Annotated in this window: 5 protein-coding genes; all 5 read left to right on the forward strand. The window is 49.9% G+C overall.

Annotated features, from left to right (window positions below; translation table 11 throughout):
• Window positions 1–162: 162 nt before the first annotated feature.
• Entirely contained in the window at window positions 163–1878 is a 1716-nt protein-coding gene (locus tag OXG75_08355) for a serine protease (protein ID MCY3625980.1), read from the forward strand.
• A 242-nt stretch (window positions 1879–2120) separates the two neighbouring features.
• A complete protein-coding gene (gene leuB, locus OXG75_08360; protein MCY3625981.1) occupies window positions 2121–3191 on the forward strand; it encodes a 3-isopropylmalate dehydrogenase in 1071 nt (356 codons plus the stop codon).
• Window positions 3192–3377: 186 nt separating this feature from the next.
• Window positions 3378–6593, forward strand: a complete 3216-nt coding sequence (gene mfd, locus OXG75_08365; GenBank protein MCY3625982.1) for a transcription-repair coupling factor — start codon at window positions 3378–3380, stop codon at window positions 6591–6593.
• 48 nt (window positions 6594–6641) lie between these two features.
• Complete coding sequence (locus OXG75_08370; GenBank protein MCY3625983.1) at window positions 6642–7565, forward strand: peptidylprolyl isomerase; 924 nt, start codon at window positions 6642–6644, stop codon at window positions 7563–7565.
• A gap of 8 nt (window positions 7566–7573) precedes the next feature.
• A complete protein-coding gene (locus OXG75_08375; GenBank protein ID MCY3625984.1) occupies window positions 7574–8395 on the forward strand; it encodes a serine protease in 822 nt (273 codons plus the stop codon).
• Window positions 8396–8431: the final 36 nt, after the last annotated feature.

Here is an 8431-nt window from a genome sequence, read left to right on the forward strand (position 1 = left end):
CTTTATTATAACACAAACAACGGCCTTTTCTATACCTTACCGTGAGAAATCCGGGCTAGGGAAAATACAGGTAAGCAATAGATGTAATGCTAACAGTGAAAAGCCGGTGGCAGCCACTTAATCTTGACGAAAAAGCCATAGCTTAAAAGAGATAAGCGACCAATGCACCTTACAGGGGAAATATCGTTAAGGATCTTTATCTCCGCCCTCCTTGCGCTTGGAGCTATGGGGACCGCCGGTTGTGGCGGTGGCGGCCCCCCGGACTATATCCCTCTCCACGAAGATATATGCGATCTTGATTCCCTGAGAAACGAACAGAAGGATACGGGATACAAAAGAGATAATTATTATCCCGAGAGATTCAGCCGTGATTTGAACTTCCGCAACTACGGTGCCGACATATCCCCCACGGAAAAGCATGAGGATATCGCAAGAAAAGTAAGCCGCTCCGTATTCGATATGGAATTCAGAAAAGACTCAAGACTTCTTGGAATGGGCACCGGATGGCTTATAGCCCCCAGATACGTGGTTACATCTGCGCACTCTTTTAGAGGAGGAGAACAGGTGTTTATCCACACCTTTGAAGGCAATAGAGTAAAAGCGGAAAAAGTCGTCTACATTGACCCGGGAAGGACTGCGGGAACTGATCTGGCCTTACTCCGCCTTGAAGAGGAAATTGACGCCGTTCCCATGAAAATAGCGGACAGAAGACCCTTAAGAAACGAATTTCTGATGGCTATGGGCGGAGGTGGCAGGCAGAGGGGCCTCGGCGGATGGACAGTTTCCGCGGGACCGGCACTTGAGTTGAAAAGCGGATATCCGATCTCACGCCCCGACAGGATGTATCACGCGGCGCCAGTCTCCCGAGGAATGAGCGGAGGACCTGTATTCAACGACAAGGGAGAAGTGGTTTCCATCGTATCCACGGGACGATTAAACGGAGATACAATCAGGAACGGATTTGGTGTCATGCCGTCTGAGATTTTCAACTCGCCGCCTGAGCGTCTCTGGATCTACGCTTTTCATCAATCGGACCCGCATTACTTCTCCTTGGGACCGAACATCGATGAGCTTAAGGAACTTTATGAAAAGTGGATTCCGAATGATGAAAGACCTCGTAACGCCGGTGATTACAGGAATGACAACATATGGCCGACCGGTCATGAGTTCGGCGACAACTACAGTCCGTTTCCGATTGATCAGTTCGAGCTTATGCAGGACGTATACAAAGAGGCACGTGAAGCCACTGTTATCGTCCGTACCGCAGGAGGGTCGCGTGGCTCGGGATTTATATACGACGACAATACTGTCGTCACTGTAGGACACGTGGCCACCAGAAAAGGTGACAAAGTGGACATTAGCACAATTGATAGCGAAGGCCGCAGGAGTGACTATACGGGAAAGGTTTCTAAAACACATGAAAATCGAGGCAGGAAATGCGACATTGCGGTTATAAAAATGGATGAACAAGACGCATTTTCAGAATATCCAAAGCTCGGGATAGCCGATTCCTCTTCTCTTAATTGCGGAGACCCGCTTGTTGCTATCGGTTCCGGCGCGGCATACAGAAGCGTAGGCCCCTTGCAGGGGATCGGAATCGTTTACAGGCAGACAGAAACATACAGATCCGAATTTTTCGACGACTTAACTGTCGGCGGCATGAGCGGCGGTCCAATCGTAGACATAAACCGCAAAGTAGTTTCCCTAGTTTCAGAGGACTTGGGAAGATTACCGGAAGAAGGAGAATCGATTGAACCTGGGCCGCTTGTAATCCGCACCCGTTTTCCGGTTTATGCGGAAAAGGTTGTCTCACGGGGACCTAATGCCGAAATCATAAGAAGGTTTGTGGAAGAAGATGATTATTACTGTCCCGAATAAACAGAAGACCATCTGGGCATAAAGACATTCCTCACCCGGCCTGAGCATGGGGCTTGTGGGAAGCTTATTGCGTCGCAGATATACCCTTTCAAAACAGAACCCTTCAGATAAAGTTAAGGTGCACTTCATCTTGTTTGATCAGCAGACATAGGTACCATGTGGAGCAGAGTTTTTCCGGAACCGTTGGGACAACAGTGCCAGCAATACAGTAATATATAAATTTACGAAAAGGAGAACGAAAATTGCCTAAAGTCCTAGTGATCCCAGGTGATGGAATTGGAACTGAAGTAACCGAAGTGAGCCTGTCCGTACTTAAGGCCATAAGCGAGAAAAACCAAATTGAATTCACGCTTGACACGGCTCTTCTCGGCGGATGCTGCATAGACGCACACGGGGTCCCCGTAACGGAGGAAACTATAGAGAATGCCAGGCAAAGCGACGCGGTGCTTCTCGGAGCCGTGGGCGGCCCCAAGTGGGAGAATATCGAGCATCATCTTAAACCCGAAAGAGGTCTTCTTGAACTCAGAAAACGCCTTGACGCCTTTGCCAACCTGAGACCCGCAGTTGTCTACTCGGCACTTGCCGACGCGTCAACACTCAAAAGGGAAGTTGTGCAAGGAGTGGACATAATGGTAGTAAGAGAGCTTACGGGCGGAATATACTTCGGACACCCAAGAGGCACAGAAAAGACGGACGGAGGGGAAACAAGAGCCTTTAACACCCTCACATACAGCACATCTGAGATAAAAAGGGTGGCGAGAACAGCTTTTGAAATCGCGAGGAAAAGAAAAAGCAAGGTCACGTCGATAGACAAATCAAACGTTCTTGAGTCAATGGTGCTCTGGAGAGATACGGTAACGGAACTGGGCGACTTTGAGTTCCCCGACGTCACGCTTGAACATCTGTACGTCGATAACGCCGCTATGCAGCTTATAAGAAGGCCCGCGGATTTTGACGTCATACTCGCCGGAAACATGTTCGGCGACATAATAAGCGACGAAGCCGCCCAGCTCACAGGCTCTCTCGGCATGCTTCCCTCGGCAAGCGTGGGAAAAAAGGGAGCAATATACGAACCGGTTCACGGAAGCGCGCCGGATATAGCCGGCAAAGGTGTGGCGAACCCTATAGCGTCCATTCTCTCAATGGCGATGATGCTTCGCTACTCGTTTGACATGGACACGGCCGCCTCTTCCATTGAAAAGGCAGTGGAGGCAGTACTTAACAAAGGCTACCGCACATCCGACATATACGAGGAAGGAAAAACGAGGGTGGGAACCGGGGAAATGGGATCTCTCATACTCGATGAACTGTGAGAAACATCCACCGCCGCGGAGTGAAACCCGAGGGAGAATCGCCCGATTGAACTTTCATCCCACCTGAAAAACCCCCTGATCAAGGAGCTTTTCGCAAACCTGGGGAAAAAACCTACAGGAGTTAACGGCCTTTACGGAAGTTCTGAGTTCTTTCTCCTGGCTCTTATATCGCAAGTTCCGGGCAGAATGGTTCTGCATGTCCGCGAGCGCCGCGAGACATGTGAAACAGCCGCCCGCGCCATCTCCGCTTTTAGGGGAACCGAAATACCCGTATTGCTCTCAAGGGGGATGGAGAAAAGCCGCTCGCTTTTCGAAAAAAAAGAAATAGGCGAACCAGAAAGACTCCACTCTCTTTTTAGATGGAGGGAAACCAGGGTGCTCTGCGCGGACGAGGCCACCTTGGCAGAGGTGCTGCCCGCGTCGCAGGAACTTGAGGCCGAAAGCTTTACAGTTGTGAGTGGGTCCCAGATCGACAGGGATGAGTTCGTGGAGAGACTCCTTGGAATCGGTTACGTAAAAGTGGATTTCACGGAAAAAAGGGGGGATATGAGCATCAGGGGCTCGGTAGTGGATCTTTTCTCCCCAGGTTCTGCAAATCCTGTCAGGGTGGAGTTTTTCTCAGACCGCATAAACTCCCTTCGGGAATTCTCTCCCGAAACACAGATCTCAGTCGGAAAAACAAAAAAAACCGTGCTCAACCCTGCCTCATTCTCCATCTACCGCAACAAATCCACAGACTCTCTTGTCGCCAGCGCACTTGAGAGAGCAAATGAAAAGGGGCTCACCTCAAGCGAAGTGGAGCCGCTTGTCAAGGCACTTGAGAGCGGTTCATATTTCAGGGGAATCGAGTGGTTCACGCCCTTTTTCCAAAACTCCCGAGGGTGCGTTCTCGACTATCCAGGTGACGGTCTCATAGCAAGCCTTCCAGAAGGATTCGATGAAAACGCGCTGCTTGGAAGGCTTGAGGAAAAATTCGAAACGAAAAGAAAATCACTCGGCGAACTGGAAAAATCACTCCCGCCTTTTGAAAAGCTTTATCTGAGGGAACAGGAGCTTGCAGAAAAGCTCGCGCGTTCATCGCTTCTCTATATGGGCAAGTCCCTCATAGGCAGCCAAGAAAGAAACAGCCTCAGTCTCCACACCGAAGAAGTATCGTTTTCGAAACCCTCGCTGAGCAGCTTCCTTGCTACAGCGGGGGAATTCATCGAAAAAGGTTATGAGACTTCTGTGTTTTTCCCCTCGGAAGCCGGGAGGAAAAAATTTCTCGAACTTGCGCGGGACCGACACGCCGAGAGCCTAGCTTACGTAACGGGAGAGCTTTTGGAAAGTACGGTTCTTCACGATTTTAAAACCGCTTTTCTCACGGAGAAAAATCTGCTGGAAAAAACGCGGACACCCAAAGCCCGCTTCGGAGGAAGTGATGTTCCATCCGCGTTTCTCACCTCCTTCAGCCAGCTTGCAGTGGGTGACTACATAGTTCACAAGGAGTTCGGAATAGGGATTTTCAGGGGATTAACAAGGCTTTCCTTTGATAAGCGCCAAGGTGATTTTATCGAATGCGAATACATGGACAAAGACAAAATATTCGTCCCCGTGGAAAAGCTTGCGCTGGTTCAGAAATACACGGGAGACGGAAGGGAGCCGAAGATTGAAAAGCTTGGAAGCGCTAACTGGAAAAAAACCGTAGGCAGGGTTAAAAAGGCGGTTGAGGAAGTGGCTACCGAGCTTGTTGATCTCTGCGCGGAGAGAAAAGTGGGAAAGGGCTTTTCTTTTTCACCCAGGGATCAGATGTTCAATGAATTTGAGATGCAATTTGCCTGGAGCGAGACCCCGGATCAGTCGGCGGCAATAGAGGACGTGATGTCCGACATGGAATCCGACAGGGCCATGGACAGGCTTATCTGCGGAGACGTGGGATTCGGAAAGACAGAAGTGGCCTTTAGGGCCGCTTTTAAGGCATGCCTTGATGGAAAGCAGGTTATGGTAATCGCACCCACTACCCTCCTCGCAAGCCAGCACTACCGGACCGCACGCTTGAGGTTCAGAAGCTATCCAGTAAGCATCGCGATGCTTTCACGATTCACAACAGGCAACAGCGAAAAAGATGTTCTCAAGGGGCTTGAGGACGGCTCCGTGGATATTGTAATCGGAACACACAAGCTTCTCGGAAAAAGAATAAAACTGAAAAATCTTGGTCTCGCCGTTATAGACGAGGAGCAGAAATTCGGGGTGAATCATAAAAAATCCATAAGATCGATGAAAAACGCCGTCGACGTGCTTACTCTCTCGGCAACCCCCATTCCAAGAACCCTGCAGCTCTCCCTGGCCGACGTAAGGGACATAAGCGTGATAAACACCCCTCCCGAGGGACGCCAGCCCGTGGATGTATACGTTCAGCAGTTCAGTCCCGAAGTTGTAAAGCAGGCATTGGAAAAGGAGACCGCAAGAGACGGCACGGTATTTTTCATACACAACAGGATACAGGACATACTCGAGAAGGCCGATATGCTTCACAAACTCATGCCTGAACTCAGAATAGGGGTAACGCACGGGCGCATGAACGAGACACAACTCTCAAGAACCATAGAAAGGTTCACTGACGGAGAAATAGACCTGCTCGTAACAACCGCGATAGTGGAATCCGGACTCGACATACCGAAAGCCAACACGATAATAGTGAACAACGCCCATATGATGGGGCTTGCGGATCTCTACCAGCTGAAAGGCCGTGTCGGAAGATCGGATAAAAAAGCGTACGCGTATTTTCTCGTGCCGTCGGTACGCTCACTCACCGAGGAGGCAAGAAAAAGGCTTGAAGTGCTCTCACGCCTAACTGACCTCGGAAGCGGTTTCAAGCTCGCCACCGCAGACCTTCAGATAAGAGGAGCAGGTACGCTCTTTGGAGAAAAGCAGTCGGGCCACATAGCGGACATAGGACTTGAGTTCTATCTTGAGTTGCTGAGAGACACTATCGAGAGCAAAAGAAGCGACGGAGGCATAGTCCGTGAAATCAGACCGGAAATAAAAACGCGGGACGAAGCTTTTATACCGGATCACTACATCGAAAGCGGCTCTGAGAGGCTTTTTTACTACAAAAAAATATCTTCGGCGACAAAACGCGGCGAACCGGAAGAAATTGCCCTGGAAATCGAGGACAGGTTCGGGGCGATGCCCGATCCGCTTAGGCAGCTCATTCTCATCGCGGAACTCAGAATCACACTCGCGGAGAAATCCATAAGAAAAGCCGAAATAGGAGAAAATACCGCTACCCTGAGCCTCTCTCCCCCAGAAAACAGCACAAGGGAGAAGGAGCTGACCGTCTCTCTCCCTCCCCAGCACAGATATGAAGCGCTGATAGGCGCGGTGGGAAAGTTGGAAAAACCGCTGCAGGATTGTGTATAGTATAAGTGGGGTGGAAAAAGCTGTGGAGAAAAACAGAGGGGATTTAACATGAAAAAACCATGGTTGACTTTGCTTGTGGCGCTCTTTGCGGTTTTTGTTTCCCCGCACGCCCAGGCGGCGGTCGTCGAGAAAGTTGTAGCCGTAGTAAACGACAGGATAGTAACGCTCAGCGAACTCAATAAGGAAATCAGGGAAATAACCACGGTTCCTGGGGCGCAAGCAGATGTTCAAGAAGTGCTCGACGCTATGGTGGATCGCATCCTGCTCGATCAGCAGGCGGCGGTAAGGAAGATATCGGTAAGCGATGAGGAAGTAAAGGCAATAGTGAAAAGTCAGCGGCAGGCCCTTAACCTTGACGAAAAAGCCATAGCCCAAGAGCTTAAAAAACAGAACATGACCGAGAAGCTTTTCTACCGCCAGTGGAAATACCAGATACTCTCAAGGAGGCTTCTTGACTCAGTCACACAGGGAAGCATAGCGGTAACGGATAAGGAAATAGAGGAGCATCGCAAAGAACACTACGGGGAAGAAGAAACCATTTACGGAATGCAAACGAAGATCGCTCACATACTGATCAACCAGGAGGCGGAAAACGCGGACTCCAGAGCTCAGGAAGTTCTGGAACTCGCAAAATCCGGGGAATCTTTCGCGCAGCTGGCCAGAGAATACTCGATGGATGAATCATCGGCGCAAAGGGGCGGAGTACTGGGATATTTCGTGAAGGGAGATCTGGTTGCCGAGATTGAAAACGCCGTGGAAAAAACAGAAGTAAACGGCATAGCGGGCCCTGTCAGGACTTCCCAAGGTTACCACATAATAAAAGTTCTTGAGAGAACAGCAGGAGAGGAATCTTCAATCTCACGCTATAAAGACCGCATAAAACATCAGATTTACATGGAGAAAGTTGAACAGTATATAACTTCGTGGCTTGAGGATATAAAGAAAAACTCCTACATAGAAATTAAAATCTGAATTTCAAAATGCCGTTCACCATCCATACGCTGAAAGAATACTTATCGTTAAGAATCTTTCTCCCCGTCCTCATCCTGCTTGGCACTATGGGGGCCGGTTCATGCGGCGGCGGTTCGGATCAAACCCCTCCCCCCGTGTGCGATCTTACTTCTCAGAGAAACCAACAGAGGCTGTCGGGCGAGAGAAGAGAGGATTATTACCCCAAGAGATTCAGCCGTGATTTGAACTTCCGCAACTACGGCGCCAATATATCTCCCACGGAAAAACATAAGGATATCGCAAGAAAAGTAAGCCGCTCCGTATTCGAGCTAGAAGTCAACGGTGGCATAGTGGGCAGCGCATGGCTTATTGCCCCGAAATATGCCGTTACAGCCGCCCATGCATTCATTGACTCCCAGACCTTAGAGCCAAAACCAGTAGAAAGGGGATTTGTTCACACCTTTGACGGTGACAGAATAGAAGCGGAGAGAGAATATGTTGACCCGCGAGTGACAAAGGCAACTGACCTGGCATTGCTACGCCTTGAGAGGGAAATTGACCCCATCCCCTTGAAAATAGCGGATGAAATCCCTGAAAAAAACGAGTTTCTGATGGCGATGGGCGGAGGTGGGATGCAGAGGGGCCTCGGCGGATGGACAGTTTCCGCGGGACCCGCACTTGAGTTAAAAAGCGGATATCCGATCTCGACCTACTACCACCTACCCGACAGGATGTATCACGCGGTGCCGATCTCCGTAGGAATGAGCGGAGGACCCATATTCAACGACAAGGGCGAAGTGGTTTCCATCGCATCCTCGTATAGAGGATCTAGCCCGGATTTCTCACGGTAAGGTATAGAAAAGGCCGTTGTTTGTGTTATAATAAAG

The organism is Candidatus Dadabacteria bacterium (genome assembly GCA_026705445.1).
Classification (GTDB): Bacteria; Desulfobacterota_D; UBA1144; order Nemesobacterales; family Nemesobacteraceae; genus Nemesobacter.

Bases quoted from the DNA above. Each gene is read 5' to 3' on its own strand.
- OXG75_08355 (MCY3625980.1), top strand. From the start codon at position 163: ATGCACCTTACAGGGGAAATATCGTTAAGGATCTTTATCTCCGCCCTC.
- mfd (MCY3625982.1), top strand. From the start codon at position 3,378: ATGGTTCTGCATGTCCGCGAGCGCCGCGAGACATGTGAAACAGCCGCC.
- OXG75_08370 (MCY3625983.1), top strand. From the start codon at position 6,642: ATGAAAAAACCATGGTTGACTTTGCTTGTGGCGCTCTTTGCGGTTTTT.
- OXG75_08375 (MCY3625984.1), top strand. From the start codon at position 7,574: ATGCCGTTCACCATCCATACGCTGAAAGAATACTTATCGTTAAGAATC.